This window comes from Aquimarina sp. I32.4 (assembly GCF_002924285.1).
In the GTDB taxonomy this organism is placed as follows: domain Bacteria; phylum Bacteroidota; class Bacteroidia; order Flavobacteriales; family Flavobacteriaceae; genus Aquimarina.
In genome coordinates this window covers 1-25,669 of the sequence record NZ_PGUB01000072.1, presented here as the reverse complement: position 1 = coordinate 25,669, position 25,669 = coordinate 1, and the positions used below count along the sequence as shown (strand labels likewise).

At 31.4% G+C, this 25,669-nt stretch carries 18 protein-coding genes; 6 read left to right on the top strand and 12 right to left on the bottom strand.

All coding sequences use genetic code 11. The features are described from left to right. From CVD18_RS15380 to CVD18_RS15365, 4 genes are all read right to left on the bottom strand, one after another. On the bottom strand, positions 1 to 343 hold a 343-nt coding region (locus tag CVD18_RS15380), incomplete at its 3' end, for a transposase (RefSeq protein ID WP_103864054.1). Positions 344 to 738: 395 nt separating this feature from the next. Then, a complete protein-coding gene (gene mog / locus CVD18_RS15375; protein ID WP_103866326.1) occupies positions 739 to 1,098 on the bottom strand; it encodes a molybdopterin adenylyltransferase in 360 nt (119 codons plus the stop codon). A gap of 675 nt (positions 1,099 to 1,773) precedes the next feature. Continuing rightward, positions 1,774 to 3,729: a S9 family peptidase gene (locus CVD18_RS15370; protein ID WP_103866325.1), complete on the bottom strand. Its 1,956-nt coding sequence runs from the start codon at positions 3,727 to 3,729 to the stop codon at positions 1,774 to 1,776. 19 nt (positions 3,730 to 3,748) lie between these two features. After that, on the bottom strand, positions 3,749 to 6,964 hold the full coding sequence (locus tag CVD18_RS15365; protein WP_103866324.1) for a hypothetical protein: 3,216 nt from the start codon (positions 6,962 to 6,964) through the stop codon (positions 3,749 to 3,751). 354 nt (positions 6,965 to 7,318) lie between these two features. On the opposite strand from CVD18_RS15365, the gene CVD18_RS15360 reads away from it, so the two are divergent. Continuing rightward, positions 7,319 to 7,552, top strand: a complete 234-nt coding sequence (locus tag CVD18_RS15360; protein ID WP_103866323.1) for a hypothetical protein — start codon at positions 7,319 to 7,321, stop codon at positions 7,550 to 7,552. Between the two features lie 171 nt (positions 7,553 to 7,723). Here CVD18_RS15360 and CVD18_RS15355 read toward each other — a convergent pair whose 3' ends face one another. After that, positions 7,724 to 8,080 carry a hypothetical protein gene (locus CVD18_RS15355; protein ID WP_103866322.1) on the bottom strand — a complete coding sequence of 119 codons (357 nt, stop codon included), beginning with the start codon at positions 8,078 to 8,080 and terminating at the stop codon, positions 7,724 to 7,726. Between the two features lie 418 nt (positions 8,081 to 8,498). On the opposite strand from CVD18_RS15355, the gene CVD18_RS15350 reads away from it, so the two are divergent. Continuing rightward, on the top strand, positions 8,499 to 9,629 hold the full coding sequence (locus CVD18_RS15350) for a VWA domain-containing protein (protein ID WP_103866321.1): 1,131 nt from the start codon (positions 8,499 to 8,501) through the stop codon (positions 9,627 to 9,629). Positions 9,630 to 9,673: 44 nt separating this feature from the next. Next, complete coding sequence (locus CVD18_RS15345) at positions 9,674 to 11,137, top strand: magnesium chelatase (RefSeq protein WP_103866320.1); 1,464 nt, start codon at positions 9,674 to 9,676, stop codon at positions 11,135 to 11,137. Positions 11,138 to 11,396: 259 nt separating this feature from the next. Here CVD18_RS15345 and CVD18_RS15340 read toward each other — a convergent pair whose 3' ends face one another. Both CVD18_RS15340 and CVD18_RS15335 read right to left on the bottom strand, forming a co-directional pair. After that, positions 11,397 to 12,275, bottom strand: a complete 879-nt coding sequence (locus CVD18_RS15340; protein ID WP_103866319.1) for a hypothetical protein — start codon at positions 12,273 to 12,275, stop codon at positions 11,397 to 11,399. 12 nt (positions 12,276 to 12,287) lie between these two features. Then, positions 12,288 to 12,743: a hypothetical protein gene (locus CVD18_RS15335; protein WP_103866318.1), complete on the bottom strand. Its 456-nt coding sequence runs from the start codon at positions 12,741 to 12,743 to the stop codon at positions 12,288 to 12,290. Between the two features lie 429 nt (positions 12,744 to 13,172). Here CVD18_RS15335 and CVD18_RS15330 point away from each other — a divergent pair, with 429 nt between their 5' ends. Next, complete coding sequence (locus tag CVD18_RS15330) at positions 13,173 to 15,827, top strand: T9SS type A sorting domain-containing protein (RefSeq protein WP_103866317.1); 2,655 nt, start codon at positions 13,173 to 13,175, stop codon at positions 15,825 to 15,827. A gap of 20 nt (positions 15,828 to 15,847) precedes the next feature. On the opposite strand, the gene CVD18_RS15325 is transcribed toward CVD18_RS15330, so the two are convergent. The 5 genes from CVD18_RS15325 to CVD18_RS15305 form a co-directional block, all read right to left on the bottom strand. Next, positions 15,848 to 16,672 carry a DUF1853 family protein gene (locus tag CVD18_RS15325; protein WP_103866316.1) on the bottom strand — a complete coding sequence of 275 codons (825 nt, stop codon included), beginning with the start codon at positions 16,670 to 16,672 and terminating at the stop codon, positions 15,848 to 15,850. A 9-nt stretch (positions 16,673 to 16,681) separates the two neighbouring features. After that, positions 16,682 to 18,754 (bottom strand): transporter substrate-binding domain-containing protein, encoded by a 2,073-nt coding sequence (locus CVD18_RS15320; protein ID WP_103866315.1) that lies wholly within the window; start codon positions 18,752 to 18,754, stop codon positions 16,682 to 16,684. A 220-nt stretch (positions 18,755 to 18,974) separates the two neighbouring features. Continuing rightward, positions 18,975 to 21,077: a transporter substrate-binding domain-containing protein gene (locus CVD18_RS15315; protein WP_103866314.1), complete on the bottom strand. Its 2,103-nt coding sequence runs from the start codon at positions 21,075 to 21,077 to the stop codon at positions 18,975 to 18,977. A 159-nt stretch (positions 21,078 to 21,236) separates the two neighbouring features. Beyond that, on the bottom strand, positions 21,237 to 22,250 hold the full coding sequence (locus CVD18_RS15310) for a pirin family protein (RefSeq protein WP_103866313.1): 1,014 nt from the start codon (positions 22,248 to 22,250) through the stop codon (positions 21,237 to 21,239). Positions 22,251 to 22,253: 3 nt separating this feature from the next. Next, positions 22,254 to 23,750 (bottom strand): S10 family peptidase, encoded by a 1,497-nt coding sequence (locus CVD18_RS15305; RefSeq protein ID WP_103866312.1) that lies wholly within the window; start codon positions 23,748 to 23,750, stop codon positions 22,254 to 22,256. Between the two features lie 320 nt (positions 23,751 to 24,070). On the opposite strand from CVD18_RS15305, the gene CVD18_RS15300 reads away from it, so the two are divergent. Both CVD18_RS15300 and CVD18_RS15295 read left to right on the top strand, forming a co-directional pair. Then, on the top strand, positions 24,071 to 25,072 hold the full coding sequence (locus CVD18_RS15300; RefSeq protein ID WP_103866311.1) for a phosphotransferase: 1,002 nt from the start codon (positions 24,071 to 24,073) through the stop codon (positions 25,070 to 25,072). 42 nt (positions 25,073 to 25,114) lie between these two features. Then, a complete protein-coding gene (locus CVD18_RS15295) occupies positions 25,115 to 25,498 on the top strand; it encodes a VOC family protein (protein WP_103866310.1) in 384 nt (127 codons plus the stop codon). Positions 25,499 to 25,669: the final 171 nt, after the last annotated feature.

Here is a 25,669-nt window from a genome sequence, read left to right as displayed (position 1 = left end):
CCGCTTGTACGTAACTATGGAAACCTTGCTCTGGATTATTAAGTCGTTTTGATAATCCATCGTGTACAGCTGGAGTAATGATTCGCTTGCGCTGCTGTTTTTCTTTTGAATTCAAAAGCATGGCGAATAAACCTCCTTCTTTATATAACTTGAGCCAAAGTTCCATACTACGAACGTGATATCCTAAATGTTCTGCCAAGGCTGATTGTGTAGAAAAGCTTGATTCTCTAATATGTAACAAAGATTGTAGTCGTAATACATTTTTAGGATTAGTCTCTTTTCTGATTAAATTCCGTAAATGACTTGAGGATTCTTTTACTTCTAATAATATATGCTTACCCATTCTTTAAATATACGAAAAATTTATCCGTAAATTGTATTACTAAACTCATACGTTTTGGTGTTCCTGCCATAGACATCTTTTGACGGTTAAAAAACCATCAAGTAAAACCAAAATCAAATAGCCTAAGGGGGGTCAGCTTGATCCAGAATACTATCCTATCATCTCCAGTAGAGAGGGGTCAACATGCTCCAGAATCAAAACAACTTTTGTTCAATAAAGGGGTCAATATGCTCTAGAATCTAACAAACCCCATCCAAAAGGGTCAGCTTAGTCCAGAATAATTGATCACAGTACTTGTCAAAAGTAATATTAGGCTATCTTTTTAATACAGAGGGGTCAGTATCCGACAGAACGGCAGCTAATATATAGTGCCTAATACTGATCTAGGGAGGGGGTCAGCTTGCTCTAGCGTATCCAGTAGGTACAAACTTTAAAGATTCTGCCCTCATAAGCTCTCCAAAACCTGGCATCATACGATCACACACAGCTTCAGTAGCCTCAGGAGTAACATCTCTTTTTGCTGGACCTGTTCCTCCAGTGGTAACAACTAAACAACAATTTTGATGATCGACCATATCAATGATGGTTTTTTCAATAATCTTCTGTTCGTCTGGAATTATTTTGTACACCTCTTTCCAATTTGAAGTTAAATATTTATGTAGGGTATCTATGATTACTTTTCCACTTAGATCTTCATAAACCCCTGCACTTGCTCTATCGCTAACAGTTATAATTCCTATTTTAGTTGTTGTCATATGTATCTTTATTTACTCACTAAGTGAGATTTTAATACTTCGAAGCTTGTTTCGAGATTCAAGGTTTGTTTCAAACGAATTTGCCGCCAAGGTAGTTTATTTTCAATACATTCTATAAGCTTGTGGAGCAATGATTTTTTATTCCAGTAAAGATTGTTTTTAATTAAATATTTCAGATCTTTCTTTTAATAGTTTCTATTTTAAATTCGGCAACTTCATTAAATCACTATATACGTTTTTTACTTCTCTATTACTCCTCAATGTTAAATGTTCTAAGTTTTTTAATTCTAATATTGGTAAATAATCTTTTGATTGTAATCTAAATGTCAATAGTTTTAAAAATTGTAATTGAGGCATTTCTTTAAGAAATTCTAGAGATTCAATGGTAATAAATTAAAGTCCGCCTCCATTTCCTTCAATATAAAGACTTTTAAGTTTGTTAAGCTTAGAAAGAGGTGAGTAATCTGTTATATTTTTAAAATGTTCTATATGTAAGCCAATGTTATTATGGTTTTATTGTTTAGTTATTAATGTAATCTGTGGTGTGTTTTGTTGACGATTTATTTTTTATTCATAGATTCATTATAGAAATTAAATAGTTAGAATTTGATAGGTATAAAAAAACCTCCTTCCTAAAAACTAGGAAGAAGGTTTTTTATAAAGCTTTAAACTTTTTTAGGATTCTGAATCAACTTTGGTAGATTCATTTTTCTCATCATCGATCACCTCTTTATTTGTTCCTTTTAGGTATTTGTCTAAGAATTTCAAAACTCTACCATAAGCTTCGATTTGATTTTCTTTTTTGACAAATCCGTGACCTTCATCTTCAAATAGAACATACTCTACAGGAACTCCATTTTTTTTGACACCTTCTACAATTTCATCAGATTCTATTTTTAATACTCTAGGGTCTTGTGCTCCCTGTAGTACCATCAATGGTTTTGTAACCTTTTCTGTATGAAAGAGAGGAGAAATTTGACGTAATCTAATGGAATCTGCCGTATTTGGATCTCCCATCTCTGTATAAAGAGCTTCTTTAAAAGATTCCCACCATGGCGGAATACTTTTTAGCGTTCGTAACCAGTTGGTTACCCCAAAAATATTAACCCCTACCTTGAACTCTTCAGGGGTATAGGTTAGTGCAGCCATGGTCATATATCCTCCATAAGAACCACCAATGATTCCTATTTTATCGGCGTCTATGATATCCTGTTGTGCCAGCCAATCTTTTCCTGCAACACAATCTTTTAAATCTTTATCACCATGATTGCGATCATCCATTTTATAAAATGATTTTCCATAACCACTACTTCCTCGATTATTTACTGCTAGGATAGCATATCCATGATTTACAAGGTATTGAATTATAGAACTAAAACCTTGTCTGGATTGCCCTCCAGGCCCTCCATGCACCCATACCAAAGCAGGTACTTTATGATCTGCAGTAGCTTGTTTGGGTTTATAATAAATAGCAGGAACTTCTAACCCATCAAAAGACTTAAAACGTACTACTTCTGAGGTTACTAGATGATTTACATTGATATCTTTGTTTAAAACATCAGTAAGTCTATTGTGTTTTTTTGTTGCAAGATCATAGGTGTATGCATTATTTGGAGTATTTGATCCACTTACTCTAAGCAATGCCATTGTCTCATCTCTAGAGAATCGCGCACTATTGATTTGTTGGTAATCGATAGATGGAAATTCAACCTTAGTACCTGTAGCTACTTCTGTAACCTCCATAACCGTTTTTGCATCCTCATTGGTAAAAAGCACCTGGTATTTTCCGTTTCTTGTAAAATAAAAAGCAGAAATATCCCATTTTTTCTCTAGCACTTTTTCTTTACTACCATCTGCTAGGTTATATTTCATCAGGTAGCTAAACTCGGCATTATCATCTGTTGTATAATAGAAAGAGCTATCGTCTGGAGAAAAATCTTCTGGTGAATTACCGCTTAGATTGTCATTAATTTTAATCTTCTCTTTGGTTTCGGTATTCAATAAATACAAATCTCTATCATTGGTATTGATAGGTTTTGTGAGTAGAATATATTTTCTGTCTTCAGACATTTGACCAAAATCCATTCCATCATTATTTTGATAAATCAGTTTAGATGTAAAATCAGCAATATTCATTTCATAATGATCCATAAATTTAGGATCTCGCTCATTACTGGCATAAAAGAAACTTTTTCCATCTTTTGCCCATCCTCTGAATAACGCTCTTACATTTTTTTCTGGAGTTAGGCGATTGATTCCAGAACTGTCTTTGACAAATATTTTGAAAATCTCATCGCCATTACCATCCATTCTGAATAGGATTCTGTCATCTTGTGGGAAGTAAGAGATCCCGTACACAGATGCTGTATCAGATTTAGTGATTGGAGTAAACTCACCACCTTGACTTGGTGTAGTATACATATTAAAAATCCCTGAACGATTACTAGTCATAAGCACTTTGGATTTATCGGAAGAAAACCCGTTTGCAAATGCATTTTCGTTATCCATAAATTGTTCTATGGAATACTGATCAATTTTTATAGGAGTGACAACTTCTTCTTTTTTTTCTTTTTCTTGTTTACAAGAATAGAGAAGAAGCACTCCTAAACTAAATAAAATTAGCTTTTTCATGAGTATATTAATTTGTTAATTATTCTAGATTAAAACTCTTTGTTACTTTAAATGGAGATACTTTTATTTTTTCTATAGTTTCCTGATAAGGTTTCCAATCATTGGCAAAAAAGTTATTGGTTTTGATTAGAGTTTTTTCTAATTGATCTTTTGCCTGTGTTATCAAGGTCTTTTCTGTAGCACTCAGTCCATTTTGTCGGCTACTTATATACCAACTTGCATTATATATACGATCCATTACAGTAACTTCAGGGTTACTAGTGATCCCTTGTCGTTTATCTTCTTTACCAATATAAAAAGCTATTACACTATCAATCTTCTTAGATACTTCTTTTGATAATTTTATTTGCTCTTTATATTTTTTCTTATCCAATGTGGTAAGTTCCTTTTGGTATTTTGATGTTATTTCTTTACTTTCTACCAATTGTTTTACCGCATTAGCAGCTGTTTGAATCATTTTTTCCAAGTTTTTACTACCCGCATATACCTCATCTATATTTTTTTGAGATATAGTCAATCTAGGATCTGATGCTACTTTTATAGAGGTTTCTGATTTTTGATCTCCATATTCCATTACCAATTTATAAGTTCCTAGCTTTACATTTGCTCCTCCACGTTCGGTATCTTTCTTTTGTATTTTGCGAGAAGGGTGATCAACTCCCTTCTCATTCATAGACCATCTTGTTTTATAAAGTCCAGTAGAATCAGGAGTTTTTTCTTTTAAAGTTCTGATAAGGCGATCACCATCATAGATTTTAAGATAAATAGAATCCCATTTAACTATATTTTCATTCTCTTCATCATCAATAGCATCTTCTTTTTCCTCTTCCTCCTTCTTATCTGAAACTTCTTTTTTCTTTTGTTCTACTTGAATATAATAAGATATAAGAGCTCCTGATGCACGGTTTTCTCCATTGTATAAAGCATCTCCTCCAAATCGACTACCTGTAGGTTGTTGATAAGCCGCTTGGTATGCAGTTGGCGGATCAAAAACCTGAAGTTTCTTGTTTAAAATAGTAGTACTTTTTGCTAATGCTCTTAATGGGCGTATATCATCTAACACCCATGCTGCTCTACCAAAAGTCCCTATAACCAAATCATGTTCTCTTGGGTGTATTACCAAGTCTTTTACAGATACTGTAGGAAATCTTTTGGTCCATTTGATCCAGCTGTTTCCTGCATCAATAGATACGTATAACCCATCGTCTGTTCCTAAGAATAATAAATTCTTTTCTATAGGATCTTCAATAATACTTAAAGTATAACTTTTTACATCATTCTCATCAACAATACGTTTCCATGTTTTTCCGTAATCGGTAGTTCTAAAAGCGTAAGGAGTATAGTTAAATCGTCTATAATCATTTGCTACCAATAAAGCTTCCCCTTTATTTTTGTTTGAAGCTTTGATTTGTACAATCCAACTACCTTTCGGTAGTTCTTTGATATTACTAGAAACATCTGTCCAGTTTGTTCCCCCATTTTGGGTGATATGCACTCTACCATCATCTGTACTTGCCCAAAGCATATTTTGTTCTAGAGGAGAAGGTTCGATTACCAAAATAGTACAGTGATTTTCTGCTCCTGTAGCATCCATAGTTAATCCGCCACTCTCATCTTGTTTTAGTTTTTTTGGGTCGTTGGTAGTCAAATCAGGAGAAATAACTTTCCAAGTTATCCCTTTATCAGTACTTTTATGTACAAATTGACTTCCAAAATAAATAGTTGAATTGTCAAAAGGATCAATATTTATAGCAGCATTCCAGTTAAAACGTAATTTAACTTTGGGATCAGAGTGGTTAGGGCGTACTGTATAATTATTACCAGTAATCCAATCATATCGGCTTACATACCCTTGTTGACTCATGCTCCAACCGTATCTAGAATCATCTTTATCTGGTACAACATCAAATCCATCACCAAAAGATATTTCTTGCCAGTAAGAATTACGGATTCCTTGAGATTTCCAAACATATGCCGGACCTCTCCAGCTACCATTATCTTGCATACCTCCGTATACATTATAAGGAAATTCATTATCTACATTGATATGGTAAAACTGAGCAACAGGCAGATTACCAATAAAACGCCAAGATTTACCTCTATCTCTGGTAATGTTAAGCCCACCATCATTACCATCAATCATAAAATTACCGTCATTTGGGTGTATCCACCATGCATGATGATCAGGATGCACCCCATTATCAACCCCATAAGCTGGCATCAATTGTGTAAAGTTCTTACCACCATCTTCAGAAACATTTACATAAGTAAATATAGAGTATACTCTGTTTTCATTTTGAGGATCTACAAAAATATCTGAGTAATAGAAAGGACGATTACCGATATCATTTTTATCATTGATTTTTTCCCAAACAAATCCACCATCAGTAGATTTGTATAGGGCATTCTTTTTTGATTCGATAAGTGCATAAATAATATTGGGACTACTAGGAGCAATAGCTAAACCTATTCTACCTAGATTTCCTTTAGGAAGCCCATCTTTATCAGTACGTTTTTCCCAGTTTTTTCCACCATCATAAGTGATATACAGTCCAGAACCTTTTCCACCAGATTTAAAAAACCATGGATCTCTCTTATGTTCCCACATGGCAACAATGAGCTTATTGGGATTAGTAGGATCCATTACAAGGTCTGCAGCTCCAGTTTTGATATTGGTAAATAAAATTTTATTCCATGTATTTCCTCCATCGGTAGTTTTAAAGACACCTCTTTCTGGATGTTCGCCCCAAGGAGAGCCAATTGCAGCAACATATACAACATTAGGGTTGGTAGGATCAATGATTACTTTGTGAATATGACGGGTTTTTTCTAACCCCATGAGTTTCCAGTTTTTTCCACCATCAAGAGATTTATAGATACCATATCCGCCATTAAGGCTATTTCTAGGGTTTCCTTCTCCTGTACCTATCCAGATGACAGAAGGATTAGATTGTTGTATGGCAACAGATCCGATAGAAGCAGTAGCTTCATTATCAAAAATAGGATCCCATTTGATCCCTCCAGAAGTAGATTTCCAGAGTCCGCCAGAAGCAGTTCCTGCATATATAATATCTGGATTAGACGTGACTACATCTATGGCAGTCACACGACCACTCATTCCTCCTGGCCCTATATTACGAGGAGTATTATCCTTGATGAGGTCCATAGAGAACTTTTGTGCAGATAGTGTGAAAATCGCACTTAGTAGTAGTAATAAAAATAGTTGTTTTTTCATTTTTGTTGAAAGTGAGTTAATTAGAATCACATCGAGTGCTTATTTTTTTAATAAATAATAGCTGATTTTGAACCTTAAAAGCTTTTTGTGCATTGTTCTTAGAAATACAAATATGATAGTATATTGTATTTGATGCTTATTATATGTACTGTTTTTAATAGATAAAACAGTACCATCTTGTATGTGCATCAAAAAGGCGGGTATTGCAATATCAGCAATTTTATCAAATAATTTTAACACGCTTTGGGTGATTGATATAGAAAGGTCTAAAATAAATAAAATGAAAGTGCCAAAGTCTTAAAGGCATGTTAAGGTAAAATAACATACATTTAAAGAATAAAAAAACAAGAAATAATGAAATTTATAGAACTTACTCTTAAGAATCATATTATACTTCATGGTTTTGATGATCAAAATAAAGAAATTACTGAAGCGGTTGAAGTGGAAGAAGCTTCAAAAAAGATAATAGCTGTAGATAGGATATTATCTATAAGTGAAAAATTTATTTTGATTAAATATGGATATGATAGAATTATATATTGGGAATATACAGAGAATTATAAAAGTGTTAAACGGATGCTTATGTAATGTATGAATTGATATGATAGATAAATAGTGCTAAATCTTTATCTCAAATGATATAAATATAGTTTCATTGATAAATGTAAAGTCTTTATTTGTTATAGCGGTACATGTAAATAGTGCCGTGTATGATCAATGACATATATAATCAAAAAAGAGAGTACTATAGAAAAGTAACTAAGGGATTATTACTTTTGAATTATCACTATTACGGGCAGAGATGAGTTTGAAATTCTTATCTACTTTGATAATAATAATTTTACCTGTATGTAGATTGACCATTTTCCATCTGAAACCATACGATGTTTCAAAAATTGCAGATCTGGCAGTTTTGCGTAAATCTATCTCATTAATATTTTCAATAATTTCATTAGCCAAAAGGTCAAATCCTCTTTGCTGAACTTCTTCTGCAGAGAGTTTACGATCTTTTGGGGTTTGATTGTTTGTAGAGAGTGTACCTACTTCATAAATGATGTTAGAATACGTAATAGACGATAGAAATACTAGGAGAAATAGTACGTAACAATTTTTCATAACTAAATGATTTTAATGCGTTACATACAATATGTTACTTACATATTATGCAATCACATTGAGGTTTAGGTTTATTATCATATGTGGTTGTTGTAGTGCTTTTACAAAAAATCTTATAAGTAGGGGTTTTACAAAATTAGAGTATAGCGGCTCTTTTTATAATATTATTATGTTAAATAAATGGTAATTTGTCTTAAAATTTCAAATTTATTACTTGATTTTTATGAAATACTCAATAAACCGTAATTTCAATAAGGGGATTACTTTGTTCTGATAAGTCAATTCGCTTTGATTTTTTTTAAACAAATGTTAATTCTCTCTGCTTGAATCAGTAATCAGGCATTATCTTCTATAAAATGTACTAACTTTATCTTATAAATACATATAACTATTTTATAGGTATTAGAAATTTATGCGAATGAAAAAGAAAAAAGAAATAATTAAAAAAGGTTTTGCATTTACCGCTTTTGAGAAGGAAGAACAATCTCCTTTTGATAAGCTTTTTGATATTTTTCAGGAAATAATTACTCATACTTCTGGAGACTTAGATGAAGCACTAGATTGGATGAAGGAATTAGACAAAGAATATCAACTTACAGATGATAAGTATACCCTTGATGATTTTGTAGAAGACTTAAAAAAGAAAGGATACATACGTGAAGAAATTAAACCTGACGGAAAAGGAAAAATGTCTATTACAGCCAAGACAGAACAAGCAATTCGTAAGCGGGCATTGGATCAAATCTTTGGAAAACTGAAACGAAGCGGTGCAGGAAACCATAGAACGAATTATATTGGTAAAGGAGATGAACATTCGGGAGAGTTTAGAAACTATCAATATGGGGATTCATTAGAGCGAATCTCTATAACCGAAAGCCTTAAAAATGCGCAAATAAATCATGGAATCGATGATCTTCATCTTACAGAAGATGATCTTGTTGTAGAAGAAACTAGATTTAAAGCCCAGATGAGTACTGTACTTATGATAGATATAAGTCATAGTATGATATTGTATGGAGAGGATCGTATTACTCCCGCCAAAAAAGTAGCCATGGCGCTTGCAGAACTTATTACCACCCGATATCCAAAAGATACACTGGATATTTTAGTTTTTGGTAATGATGCCTGGCCTATTGCAATAAAGGAATTACCTTATTTACAAGTAGGGCCATATCATACCAATACGGTGGCAGGCTTGCAGTTGGCCATGGATATATTGCGAAGAAAACGTAATACAAATAAGCAAATTTTTATGATTACTGATGGTAAACCAAGTTGTTTGAGAATGCCAGATGGACAGTATTATAAAAACAGTAATGGTTTGGATCGTTATATTGTAAATAAATGCTATATGATGGCACAACAGGCAAGGAAACTACATATTCCTATAACTACCTTTATGATTGCACAAGATCCATATTTAATGCAATTTGTAAGAGAGTTTACCTATGCGAATCAAGGAAAAGCATTCTATACTGGACTTAACGGTCTTGGAGAAATGATTTTTGAGGATTATGAAAACAACAGAAAAAAAAGGATAAGAGGATAAACAATTTCGTTTTGAAAAGAAAGCTATAGCAACAAAAGAAAAAAATGGAAATAACAACAATAAAGACATTAGGAGAACTAAAAGAATCGGGATATAAAAGTGTATCGATCAAAGATGAGCTCAGAAATAATCTAAGAAATAAAATAGCAAATAAAGAAAAAACCTTTACTGGAATTCATGGATATGAAAATACTGTGATTCCTGAATTAGAAAGAGCTATTCTTTCTCGACATAATATTAATTTATTGGGACTTAGAGGACAGGCAAAAACACGTTTAGCTAGACAGATGATTAATTTATTAGATGAATGGATTCCTGTGGTAGCAGGCTCAGAAATTAATGATGATCCATTTTATCCGATCTCTAGATATGCTACTAATTTGATTAATGATAAAGGAGATAATACACCGATAAGCTGGTTACACAGATCAGAGCGTTTTGCCGAAAAACTAGCAACACCAGATGTTACTGTGGCTGATATCATAGGAGATGTAGATCCTATAAAGGCAGCTAGCTTGAAATTAAGTTATGCAGATGATCGTGTGATCCATTTTGGAATGATTCCTAGAGCAAATAGAAGTGTTTTTGTGATCAATGAATTGCCAGATTTACAGGCTCGTATACAAGTAGCATTGTTTAATATCTTGCAAGAAGGAGATATCCAGATAAGAGGTTTTAAACTTAGACTACCATTAGATATACAATTTGTATTTACTGCAAATCCAGAGGATTATACAAATAGAGGAAGTATTGTAACACCTCTAAAAGATAGAATAGGCTCACAAATCCTTACACACTACCCAGAAACTATAGCTATAGCAAAAACAATAACCCAGCAAGAAGCAAAATTAGATGCTAGGCAGGAAGATTTGGTTTATGTACCTGATATGGCAAAAGATTTGATAGAACAAATCAGTTTTCAAGCAAGAGAGAGTGAGTTTATTGATCATAAGAGTGGGATAAGTGCAAGAATGAGTATCACTGCTTATCAAAATTTATTAAGTACGGCAGAATATAGAGCGTTACAATCTGCAGAGAATCATACTTTATTGCGATTGAGCGATTTTATGGGAGTGGTTCCTGCGATAACAGGTAAGGTAGAATTAGTGTATGAAGGAGAACAAGAAGGAGCAGCTTCTGTAGCTTATTCTTTATTGTCAAATGCTATCAAAACTTTGTTTTCAGACTATTTTCCGAAGATAGAAAAATTAGAAAAACAAGAATATGAGAGCCCTTATCAAGAATTGATAAATTGGTTTTTTGAAGAAAGTGGGTTTGAACTACTGGACGATATATCTGATAAGGAGTATAAAGAGAAACTAGATCAGATTACTCCCCTCAAAAAACTAATTGATAAATACCAACCAGATATCAAAGAAGAAGATCGCTATTTTGTAATGGAGTTTTTGCTATGGGGATTAGTAGAATATAAAAAACTAAGTAAACACAGACTATCAGAAGGCTTTAGCTTTAAAGATCTTTATGGAAGCTATATTAATGGTTTATAATTTTGATGGTTTCCAAAAGGTTTATTGAATTTAATTAGTAAATTGAATAAAGGCGCTGTGATTAAGTTATATAGCAATGCTACAGGATGTATGAATAAGGAATTTTGGTTAAAAAGAATGAGTCAACATGTGACATTTGAAAGTTGAATCGGGATTATAGTAGAATCAAGGTAGTACACTATAATTGAGTTGTATTTTGAATTCGGTATACAAGAAAAATAAGCTTTTGTTATATCGAATTCAAAATTTAAATGATAACTTACTTACTTTTAGGAGCAGTCTTCAGAAGTTTAAAATGAGAACATTTTATTGGTTGCACAAAATCATAATATATTTCTCTAAGCAGATTTATTTCATTTTCTTTATAGGTGAGTTGAGAAGTTAATTCTCTTTTTTCTAGTAATAAATGTTCTAATTTTTTAATTTTTTCTTTTAGCTGATTAGGCAAAAGGATTTCTCCAGTAGGATAATTGTTCTGATAAGGTAGCTTATCAATCTTTTCTTCTAGGCTATCCTTAAATTCTTTTGAAAGAAAAGATATTGTATCCATTCGATTCATGTATTCTCTAATTTCATCGATTGTTTTGGCAGTTTGTTTTTTATCGTACTCTTGATGTGTGTTTTTGTAGTTTTTTACATGATTTTTTAAAGAAGTTTTATATGGTAAAAAGAATAACGAAGTATGAATGCATAATGCCGTAATTAATCCGAGTAATAAAACAACAATTCTATCACTGCCATCAGAAAACTTAAACATGTAAAACGTAACTACAGAAATTACAATTGCGAATGGTATCATAATGTATAAAAAATATATTATAATATCATAATATCCATTAGACATGCTTATAAAATAAGTACTGTTTGCAATTGATTTTATAACATTTCTATTTTCTTCTTTAAAAAAAGTAAAATGTACAATTATAATCGTAAGAAAAATAACCAAATGGGTATACAATAAAAATAGTAATGCATTCCTTTTTTTGATAACTACTCTATAGGTCAAAATTGTAGTAAGTATGAGTGCAGGGCAATAGGAGATTAAGAACAAAGGTGTTTTAAGAAATGCTGTGCCAGCATACATGAAAAATAAAATAAGCCCTGTTGCTGTCCATAATAAATATTTAAGTGATTTCATGATAATAAAATATTAATCTCGTTGGTGTTTTTTGGCGAGTTGTAATATGATGCTTCTATATTGTTGTTCTATACTTTCTTCTGATTGGATTAATTTTTCTTGTAATTTATTGATGTTTTTGTACAAGTCATATATTTTAAACTGGGTATTGATAATTTCTGTATAGAATAGTCTATTTTTGATTGCATCAGAATTCTTTTTTTGAAGCATCATGACCATTTTACTGTCAATTACCGACTGAAGGTAGAGTACATTTATATTTGGTAATTGTAGTGAGTCATGAAGATCCTCTATATATTGTAATTGTTTTGAGAATTCTTTATTACTTTTTGATTCTTGTTGTATTCTGATAGCCTCTTTTTTTAATGTTCCGATACCTTCTGTATAGTAGAGTATTACATTTATTCCAACAATCACTAAGATTATAAATAGGAGTGTTTTTGTATTAATTATTATCTTTTTCATCATTAATTGAAAGACGTAAGTTTTATTTGTTTTTTTGATGTAATTTGACCAAGTGACCTTATATATTTAGGGAGTTTAGGATACTATATGTTAACCCTAAGAATTCATTGGACTTATTAATTTATAAGACGTAAAATGGTAAGGTTAAGCACCTAAATAAAAAAGAGTACTTAATTTTGAGTGTTAAAAATACAATATTTTACTAGGGAGATGTAAGTATTATGGGTATGATTATTTTGATTTTTTGTCCTGTTTTTTATACTTTATTGATAAAGCGTTCATTTTTAGTATAAAAATTTTTCATTTATTGGAAAGATGTAATAATTACCTGAAAATGTGTCGTTTTTAACTACTTAGCTATTTTTTTTTATCAATAATAAACTTATCTATATTTTAATAGGTTATTAATGACTATTCTTAAAACCTAATAAAATGAAATACAAACTCAAAATAGTACTTGTTTTATGCCTATTGATTAATTTTTTAGGCTATGCTCAGACATTTATTCGTAGCTATAGTAGCGAAACAGCAGTTTATCAGCTAAAAATGGATTTTTTACCTCAGTCATGGGGAGATGTATACCTAGAGATCGAGGTTAAAAATACTGGGCAAAATGATATCAATGTTAGAAATTCTAAAACTCAATTTCTATCTGATGGAGTGCCAAATTTGGTCAACTTTATGACGAATGGTAGTATCTCTTATCCATCTACCATACATATGAATCAAACCTCAGAAGGAAATCGATATCGTAATACTATCAATATAGGATTATCTGAAGCTTCTTGGGTTCATGCTATGTTATCTACCAATGAAAGTTTTAAAGTAAAAGTAAATCTAAAAACAGTAACATCTTCTTATGAGGAGTTAGCTAATGCAGTTCGGTTTTATACAGAAAACGGAGAACCTTCATTATTTACAAATGTAAAAACGATGATAACAGGAAATGATACTAATGCAGTTCAAGTTACCTATAAGAATGATGAATTTAATACGTTGTTGACAAAGACAGTTGTAGATACAATAACTAGTTCATTACGGGTTGATAAGCAATATGTGATATGGGCAAATGATTTTATTGTAGGTGATACTAGATATACTAGTGCGTATCCAGAAACATCACCATTATCTTTTTTGCCTTCTACTACGAATAAGGTGATAACTATACCGTATACTACATCTACGATTAGAAAGGAAAATATAAAAGTTACCGTAAGTGGCCTTCCTAATGGGGTTTCTACAACCATTACACTAAAAAATAATGATATAGTAGGAGTTGATAGAAGCGAACAGATTACAGGAGGAACTACTACCATAACTCAAGTTATAGAAGGAAATTATTTTGTTACCATACCTCCTTATACCGATACAACTAATAACCTTATATATGTACCTAGTTATAATACCAATTTTACTGTATCTGTGGGTGGCTCTAATGTGCTCCCAGTTTCTTTTACAAGTTATTCTATAAATGAGTTTACAGTCAAAGGTTTTCCTAAATACTTGTCTCATGGTACAGTTACAAATGCGGCGGCTACTTTTGATGATAATTTTAAGAACTCCCCCTTAAGTACATTGTTTAAGTATTCTGGTATTGATGGAGCTGGTGATAGAGGTAAAATTCCTGCTATGACAGCAACTATAAACACTATAAAACAAGCGCGACGATTAGAAGCTAACCAAGCAGGCCAACCTATACTTCCTGTAATGGTACATTATACTGCCAATGCCAGTGGTGGTGGATCAGGAGAAGCTATAAAGGATATGACAGAGAGTCAAAACCTGTATTTTCATTATAGAAATTTGATTCAGGAAATAAAAGTAATGTTAACCTATGAGGATGCAAACCACCCTAACCCAGGAGCTTTTGTAATTAGCCCTGATCTAATTGGTGCAATTCAACAAGATGTTGTTTTTGGACATGATCATAATATTCGAACAATGAGAATCGATGTAAATCAAGATATTAAAAAAGCATTTGCAGATGAAAAATTAAACATCAATGAGGTTCCCTCTTTTTCTGATGATCTAAAAGGATATTTTCAATCCATTAATTTTTTGATACATCATGTTGGAGAATGTAAAATTCCATTTGGATATCAACAAAATGTATGGTCTGCTGGATCTGCGCGTTGGGTATATGAAAATGCAAATGAATTTAATGACCCAGTTAGTGAAGCAATAGAAGTAGCTCTTTTTATGAATGATTTACAATTATATACAGGGGATTGGAAACCTGATTTTATCGCTTTTGATAGATATGAACGAGATTGTTTTGGTCCTGTTTCTATTCAGGATTATGCATGGACAGCCAGACATTGGGATAAATATCTTATTTTTTGTAAAGAAATAGCCGAACGAATAGGAAATGTACCTATAATGTTATGGCAGATACCAGGAGGGCATATGCCAACAGTAGATGAGAATATCGTTAATTTTGACATTGCTAATCATTCATCGGCTTCTGGGTCTTATTTTATGGGAGATAGTAGAATAGGAACTGATATTAGTAGAATACATCCTGAGCTAAAACGTATTGCATTGACACAGGCTCATTATGCAGCCAGTAATATAGAAGAACATTTAAAAAATGATAAAGGGTATGATTGGGGAACTTCTAATATGCAAAGGCTAGCCAATATGAATGTTTTTAGTGTTTTATGGGGAGGAGGTTCTACTACTGGAGTAGGATCTATTGGAACCAATGGTGATGATGATAAATGGCTAGCGTCAAAACTAGCAACGTATTATAAGAATCCAGTATATAAAACTATGCTGGTTACACCATACCAAAGTGCTCTATATTGTCAAAATAGGACGACTCCTTTTTTTCAAAAAAAGAAAGAAAAAGAACTCGATATAAAAGTATATCCAAGCCCTGCTACAAATCAATTAGAGATTGAAGGAACTGTTTTGGATAAAGATTTTGTAATAGCAATATATGACATCAATGGTCATAAAGTAAGAGAGTACAAAAACCAAAAAGTGCTAGATATTTCTCAACTAGCAAAGGGAATGTATATTCTCAAGTTATATCACATGGATGCAGTAGGAGAGAGTACTTCTACAATGTTTTATAAAGAATAATAAAAAAAGGATAGATATTCTTACCACCAAACAATAAAACAACGATCATAATGTTCTCCATTGCTTTTTATCCAAAGTAATGGAGATTTTTTTTGAATAAGAGAGTGTTGTACTTGCTCGATTATACTATCATAAGAAAACCAGGTAGTACAATGTTTAGGAGCTATAATCCAATCTTTTTTCTTAGGAATATAAAACAGATAAGAACTATAATTTGCTGAGGTAAACATTTTTGTCGTTATCCAGAACCCAATAATACATTTGTTGTTGATTTTTGGTAAGATTTTATTTTTCATAAAAAAAGGAACAAAAAGGTTTCCTAAATAACAGACTCGCTGTTGTATATCATCAGGGTTTATTTGTATATTTTCTAAGACACTTTTTGTTTCTTCTTTTTGAAGTAGCGGAAATTGTTTTGTTTTTAGTTTATGTACTTTTTGAAGTAAAGTATCTTTACAATTAGGACCAATCCATCGTTCTAGCTCATTTGTTATATTCGGATTATAGAGATAAAATTTATAGACTAATTCTACGTGTAATATATGATCATTTAGATGATCTTTAAGTATAAAATCCAATTCACCTATAGTTGTTTTGTTACAGAATACCTGTATGTTTTTTGCAAGTAAGGTGTAGCGATTAGAATTTGTTATAAAATATTCAAAAAAATGTTCTACACGTTTGCCTAACACTTCATCTTCTCGAATATTGATACTAGAATAATTTGTAGATATATTGGTTTCAGATATTGTTTGTATATCAAAAATAGGGATGTCAAAAAGAGTTTCATTAATCCATAAAGAAGCACTAGTTAAAAAACCTTCATATTCATTTTTGATAGACATGTAGATTTTTTAATTAAACTTTGATTTTGAAAACACAGAAAAATATTTGTTAATTAAAGGACTAAGAAGCTTTCTATCTATTGGTTTTGAAACAAAGTCATCACAACCAGCATCCAGTGCTTTTTGGATATCATCTTCTGTAGAATATGCCGTTTGCGCTACAATAGGAAGACTAGGTCTTATTCTTTTTATTCTCTTTGTGGCTGCATAACCATCCATAATGGGCATACGTATATCCATAAGCACAAGATCAATATGCTCATTTTTTTCACATAATTCTACAGCAACTTTACCATTTTCTGCACGATGAATTACAAACTTGTAACCTTTCATTTTTTGTAAAATCGTTTTTAGAAATAAAAAATTAACATCTCCATCTTCTACAATCAAGATAACCTGTTTTATAGGGGTATCAGACATTTGTGTTCTGTTGGAATCAAATGTATCGTTTTCTAGTATTGGGTGATATGGTATTGTCACAATAAATACAGAACCTTTATCGATCATAGAGGTAAAAGAAATAGTACCGCCTAGTAATTTAGCATTTTTTTCTGCAATTGATAGTCCTAATCCAAGACCATCGTAACTTTTAGTGACTTCTTTTTCTGATTGAGAAAAGTTATTGAATATTAATTCTTGATCTTCTGGTTTAATGCCAATTCCTGTATCTTTTATAGTAATAACTAAAGACTCCTTGATGAGTTCACAGGAGATAATTATTGTGCCTTGAGTAGTAAACTTGATCGCATTATCAATTAGATTTTGTATTATTCTACTTATTTTTTGTTTATCCATAAGTATCATCCTCTGATCATTGATCAACCTATTATCTAGGTGTATTGTAATATTTTTACTAATCGCTTTGCTCTGAAAATCTAAAAAGAGAGTATATAATAACTTATTAAAATCCATTTGTTCAAAACGAACTTTAACTTGTTTCGTTTCTAGTTTTGATATTTCAATAATGTTATCAATAATACTAATTAGTTGGTTACTACTATCAATAATGATCTTGGTGTATTCTTTTTGTTTAATAGGAGTAATTCCTGGTTCATTTAGTAATTCAGAAAAACCAATAATGCCATTCATAGGTGTGCGTACTTCATGAGATATATTATGGATAAATGAAGTTTTGAGTTTATTACTTTCTTCTGCTTTTGTTTTTGCAATGTTTAATTCTTTTGTTTTTTGCTTGATGATATATTTTAAATATCTATTGAGTAAAAGGATAATGACAAGTGATAAGAGAATGATTCCTGTAAGAGTAATCCAAAAACCTGTCTTTTTATAGAAAGGGGTGATCGCATGATACAACCAATTATCAAGAACGATTTCTTTTTCGGTATCTGTAATGCTATAAACCGTCTTAGATATAATTTGATTGAGTATTACATTACTTTTTTGAACAGCGATGCTGGGTTTATAGGAATATTGAGTTTCTCCTACAATATGAAGATCCTTGAAGTTTTCTGTTTTTATCAAATAGTTGGCAACTGCTTTTGGGCCTATGTATGCATGATATTTTCTAGCATTTACTTGTTTTAAACAAGTACTGTCATATACCTCTGTAGTAATATTGATTTTTTTCTCATGTTCTTTAAGGATTTCGTGGATTCCGTAATCTTTTGGAACCGTGATTGTCTTGTCATAAAAATCTTTAAGTTCTGTACCGTAGTTAGTATCTTTTCTTGTAACAATTGTATAATTAGATTGAAATAATTGAGAATAGAAGTTGAGGTAGTTATCTCTAGTAGAAGTTTGTTGTATTTCTAATACAATTTGGATTTTATTGTTTTTGGTATCCTCCAATAATTGCTCCCAATTAGTATATAATCTTCTTTTGAATTTATGGTCAATCTTTTTTTCTATAACTGATAGGTAATCAATAAGAATCCCATCGATTTGCATATTCTCATTGATAAATTGATATGGAGTATAGTAGGGGAAGAGACCTATTGTAATGCTATCATTATTTTGTAACCAATCTTTTTCTTCAGTATTAAGAAGCTCGGTTTTGGAGCAAGAAAAAATAGCTATCAATAAAATAATAGAAAAAAGAGGATATGGAATTTTTTTTGCCATAATGTTTGCTAAAATTCACTTACTTTTTTTGCTCCTCATTAATAAAGATACTATTTAAAGATAACACTTTCAAAAAACAGCGATTTTATTTATAAGGTATGGTATATAGATTTTAATTCTTTTATTTAAAAATAAGGTAATGATATAATTTGATATAATCGCTTTTTATAGTGTTATCATTTATACTATTTATGGTTGAGATTTTTCTCAATAGTATTTATTAGAACACGGTATGCAAACTTTTTGTTGGTTTTTGCACAGAGTTTTTAGGTAAATATTTATCAATTATTTTTTTTAAAATGACAGGATCGATGGGTTTAGGAATAAAATCATCACAGCCCGCTATAAAAACATGCTGAACATCTTCATTGGTTGTATATGCAGTTTGTGCAATTATAGGAAGATGTGGGTGTATGCTTTTGATAAGACGAGTTGCATTGTAACCATTCATTTCTGGCATTTTCATATCCATAAATATAAGATCGATAGCATTGTTTCTTTCGCAAAAATTAACAGCCTCTCTACCATTTTTTGCACGATGTATAGTAAAATGATAATGTTCCATTTTTGACAATATTGTTTTTAAAACTAGATAATTTACATCCCCATCTTCTGCTATCAAAATAATGTATGGGGTAGTTTTTGATTCTTTATGAGGTAAATAAGAAGAAGTATTCTTCTCTTTATGTATGATAGGATAGAAGGGGAGTTCTATCCTGAATGTAGATCCTTTATTTGGTATAGAGGAGAAAGACAATTGTCCCCCCATTAGATTTGTATACTCTTTAGAAATGGTAAGCCCTAATCCCAGTTCTCCATATCTTCTTGATATTTGATTTTCAGATTGAGAAAAACTTTTAAAAATAAGTTGTTGATTTTTTGGATCGATTCCTACTCCAGAATCTCTAATATTAATAATTAATGTATTTTTTTGTGCCAGACAGGATATAAGTACAGCTCCTCTTTTGGTATATTTAATGGCATTTTCCAGAAGTCCACTAATGCTTTTGATAAGTTTAGATGTATCTGTAAGTATATAGCGTTGATCCTTGGTAAGATTATTATTAAGTATAAGCGAAATTCCTTTTGTCTTGGCTTCTTTTTCATACAAAGAAAAAACGGTTTCAAAAATAGTATGCATATCCGCTTTTTCTGAAGTAAGAGTAACCTGATCGGTTTGAAATTTTGAAATTTCAAGTATGTCATCCATACTTTTAATTAGTTGTTTACTGCCATTTACAATAAAATTAATGTATCTTTTTTTTTCATTAGGTGTTATTTCTGGCTCTTTAAGCAATTTAGAAAAGCCAATAATGGTATTCATAGGAGTTCTGATCTCATGAGATATATTATGAATAAAAGCAGTTTTTAATCGATCATTTTTCTCAGCAATATTCTTAGTAATTCGTAATGCTCTTGTTTTAATTTTTACAATATGTCCTAGATAAAAATGAATACCTAAAACAATAAAAAGGAGTGATGTTATTAAGGTTATAATGGGAATAATAAAATTCGGGTGTGTATAAAAAGGAGTAGTTTTTATATACAACCAATTTTCTATAATATCTTGTTTTTCTTGATCAGAAATAGCATGAATTGACTTTTTGATAATCTGATTGAGAATCGTATTATCTTTATCAATAGCGAGACCTGGATTATAAAAATACTTGGTCTGTGTGACAATACTTAGGTTATCCAGGTTTTTGGTTTTAATTAAAAAATTGGCAACTGTTTTTGGACCAAAATATGCATCATGCTTTCCGTCTTGTACTTTTTGTAAAGATGTAGTTTCGTCTATATAGGTATGAAGTTTTATTCCCGAGTATTTTTTCTTTAAATACTCTTCAGCTGCATATCCTGTAGGTACAGTTATCGTTTTGTTATTGAAATCATTTAAGGTAGTACCAGTAGGAGTATCTTTTGAAGCAACTATAACAAAAGGAGTTTCAAATAATCCTGAGTAAAAATTAAGATATTGATTACGACCCTCTGTAGGTTGTGCCTCAAGAATCATATCTACTTTTTTATTTTTGATATCATTAATAAGGGTGAGCCAATCAGAATAATATTTTTTCTTGAATGTATGCCCCGTTTTTTCTTCAATCACATCAAAGTATTCTATAAAAACACCTTCAATTGTATTGTTATCATTGATAAATTGATAAGGAGGGTAATATGGGAATAAAGCGATTGTAATAGAATCGTTTTTTTCTAACCATTTTATTTCCGTATCTGTTAGTATTTTTTCTTCTTTACAAGAAAAAACAAGTATCAAATACGGAGCAAGTATGAAGAGTAAAAGAAATCTTTTTCGATTACGCATTTTGGATAATATATTCTTATGTTATCTATGAAATAAAATTTAGGAACCTAAAGATAGTGTAACATAAGTTGTTGGTAATTATGTGGTTAATAATTGTTTTATCAAAAGCAACTAAGACTAAAGATAAGGATTATTTATCCACTCTTATGGTTATATAGCTTACTTTTTTATTTCGGTACCATCAGGATACAAAGCAAATCTTCCTTTAGATGAATGGTGTACATGGTCATATGTGGGCCAAGGCCAACCGCCAAATTCGGTTTGTTGGTATTCTTGGATAGCTTCTCTGATTTCTATTTGGCTATTCATTACAAATGGCCCGTGTTTTACAACAGGTTCATTTATAGGTTTACCTTGTAATACTAATAAATGAGATTCTGTATTACCATTTTTTAAGGTTAATTCTTGATCGGCGTTTACAATAATTTCATGATTGACGGGTATTGTATATCCCTCGCTTAAAATTTCATTTCCTTTAAAAAAATAGATAGATCTATTTATTCCTTTTGAAGCAGAAGGGAACGTAAACGTTGCTTCGGGATCCATTTTTGCAGTCCATATTGCTACCTCATTTTGTGGATCGGTAGCCCATGAATCTGGAGCGGGTAGAGGTGCTTTTTTATCAAATAAATCTCCTGCAATCAATGTTATCTCGGTACTGTTTTTAGTAGTATCCAAATGTGTTACTGTAGGAACGTTTTCACTCCAAAGCATTTTAAAATGCGGAGCTGTCATTTTTTTATCTCTGGGAAGATTAAGCCAAATCTGAAATAATAAAAAGGGGTTATCTTTTTCTGTATTGAGTAATGGAAACATTTCAGAATGCTGTACTCCTTTGCCTGCGGTCATCCATTGTACGTCTCCATTACCAAAACGACCTGCAGCACCTAATGAATCAGAGTGATCCACTAATCCTTTTTGTACGATAGTAACAGTTTCGAATCCTCGGTGCGGATGAGCAGGAAACCCAGGGATAGTACTACCATGGTACATTCTCCATCCATCTTTGATAGTAAAATCTTGTCCTATATTACGACCTTCTAATGATTCATTAGGGCCTAGTTTTCCATTTCCTTTAGGATAGTGATCTTCGTGATATGCACAGAATAAAAAAGGGTCGCTGGTTTCCCAAGGGAAATTCAAAGGTTTTATCTTGAGTATTGTTGTAGTCATAATTTAATATTTTGAGGCTTTATGGATGGTAGCAGATGATTTGATAATAAAAGTTCTGATATCATCATTGGCCTGAATAAGATCGTCATTACGTAGGTACATCATATGGCCACTACGATATCCTTTAAAACTAAGGCGATCTGTAAGTTTACCATTTATATTAAGTTGCCACATTACATATTTAGCATTAAAATAGGTAGTTGCTCCATCATAATATCCAGATTGTATCATTGTATGTAGATTGGCATTCATTGCCATGGCGCGTCTTAGGTTTTCTCCAGTATTATTCCCTTCGGTACGATTCCATGGGTGTACAGGACCAAACATATTATATTTGAGATCAGTTTTAAATTTTAATTCTTCACTATAATAATAATTAATAGCAGGAGTGAATGCATGAAGCCAGGAGGTCAATTCACTATTATAATCAGGAGTATTTCCAGCTTCTTTGATATCCATTCCTTTATAACGAGAGTCTAATCTTCCTATGGTATATCCTTCTTTGTCTCTCAAAAGGCTTTTCCAGAAAAATGGCATAGGAACTTCTAAATTATGTTGACGTATTACCTTTTGTGAAAGCCCAGAGTAATAGGCCATTTTATTGATAGCTTTTTCTTTTAAAACATTATCTAAATATCCTCCTTTTGCAATTGCAGGAAGCAATTCATTAATAGCATATTCCTCTACTTCTGGCAATATTTGTAGTAAGTCTTTGTTTTGAAGTTCAGGAGGTAACATTTTATGGTACCATGCTGCAGCAGTAAAATAAGGTAGACGATTAGCAACTTCTACAGGTCCATCAAACTTAAATCCTATTTCTGTGGGAGAAACTAATATAACACCATTTAAATACATCCATTGACGATTCTGGAGCTCTAATGCAAGTCCAGAAACTCTAGTAGTACCATAACTTTCTCCAATCAAATATTTAGGAGATCTCCATCTATTGTTGCGAGTCACGAATGTATTGATCCAATCAGCTAAATAAGTTATATCAGCCTGTACTCCAAAAAATAGCTTCTTCTCAGGCATTTTTCCTTCTTGATCTTTGATCATTCTAGAATAGCCTGTATTTACAGGATTTATATAAACAATATCAGCTATATCAAGTATAGAATTTGGATTTGCTTTGATACCATATGGTTGTATAGGAAATCCTTCGTTATCGATTTTAAGAATTCTCGGTCCTGTATATGCAATATGCATCCATACCGACGCAGACCCTGGACCTCCATTGAATGATATTAATAACGGACGATTTTCATCTTTTTTAAGATCAGATCTCTTGTAATAAGTATATGATAACGATGCTATAGGAGTTCCTGATTGATCCCAAACTGGTTGAAAACCTACTGTTGCTTTATAGGTAATCTGTTGCCCTTTTATTACAGTGCTATGATTTGTTACAACGGTAGTATCTATTGGGGTTTCAATTTGTTGAGCTGTTGTTTGAAACCAAAATGGAAAAATAATAAGTAAGGTACAGAATATATATTTCATTGGTACTATATAATAGATTAGGGTATTTTTTATCAATCAATATTCTTTGGTAAAAAGAAAGACAAAATGTACCCTAAGAATTCACATAAATATGTAATTATGAAAGGACCAAAATACTGATTTATCTTTTTAAATCTCTTAAAGTGATGTTAAGGGAAAAAGCTTGTTTATACAAGTAAAAACCGTAAATGGAGGCTAGAATAGTTGAGATATACTGCGTTTTTATTTAAGATTATTGATTACAGTTTTATATTTGATTATTTTAAAGCTTTATAAGCTTTCTTTTGTTCTTAATTCACAATAAAATTAGTTTTTAGAAAATGTCAATTTTTCCAGTTATCAATTCAACTCTTTGCCCTAAATATGTAGCTTTTTTTATAAAAGAAAAATATGACTTGGCAGAAAATGTCGTTTGTAAAATTTTAAAAATAGGAGTTAATCATACATATCTAGTTGAGTGTGGTAAGAATAAATATGTATTTAGAGTTTATAGCTATAATTGGCGGGCCAAAAAAGAGATTAAAGAAGAGTTACAACTCCTTAATTTGCTAAAAGAAAATAATATATCTGTATCCTATCCATTGATAGATATTTCAGGGAAATTTATTCAAAGGATAGAAGCACCAGAAGGAGAACGGTATGGTGTTTTGTTTTCATACGCTAAAGGAACCAAAATTAGAAACCTAACAGAAAAGAATTGTGTGAAAATAGGTGAATTGATGGGTAAGATACATGAGGTATTGAATAAGAGGAGTATAAAAAGAGATAGTTATGATATAGAGATACTTACAAAATTACCATATCAATATGCAAAAGAGCATTTTCTTGAATCTATGGATGAAATGAAGTTTGTGAAAAAAGCAGGAGACTATATTTCTTCAGAATTTGGTGCTGTTAATTCTGAAAATATACGATTTGGGATTGTACATTTAGATATTTGGTATGATAATATGAATATAGAAGACGATTCGGCAATTACAATTTTTGATTTTGATTTTTGCGGAAATGGATGGTTATTTCTAGATGTAGCATATTTTAGTGTGCAACTGTTCAATACAGAACCTGATAAAGATAAATTTGAAGTAAATTTACATAGCTTCTATAAAGGCTATAAACAATATTCTGTGATATCCGAAGATGAAAAAAAATTAATACCTGTAGCAGCTCTTGCTGTTTGGATATTTTATTTAGGAGTTCAGTCAAGGCGATTTAATACTTGGTCTAATATTTTTTTGACTAATAATTATTTAAAGCACTATGTTGGGGTGATAAAATTGTGGTTGTTATATAATGATATTGATATTATGGGTAAGAAAAAATAGCTTTTTTTACTATTGATTATGTAATTTTAAAACAATAATATTATGAGATTAAACGCAGGAGTTTTAACCAAAAACCTAAAAGAAACAAAGTCTTTTTATGTAGATAATTTAAACTTTGGGATAAAATTTGAGAATGAATTTTATCTTTTGTTAAAAACACCTAATGAGAAAGACACGATCAGTTTTTTATTACCTAATCACCCTACGCAACAACCTTTTTTTCATAAACCTTTTAGAGGGGAAGGGATGTATCTAACGATAGAGGTAGATGATGTAGATAAAGTGTACGAAGAAATAAAGAAAAAGGGAATAGATATAAAAGTTGATATTAGAGATGAACCCTGGGGAGAAAGACATTTTGCTATAGAAGATCCCAATGGTATAGGAATAGATATAGTAAAATATACACAGCCACTTGAGAACTAAGGTAGCGGTTTATAGAAAATAATCGCTCTAGTTTATAATTTCTATTATTCGTATCTTTAATTCATGGATTTAGAAAAGATAAAAGTTGAAATAGGTAAGTTATCCATTGAAGATCAGGCTTTATTGGCGGCAGAACTTGAGAAATTGACTTTGAAAGGAAGTCCCGCAGTT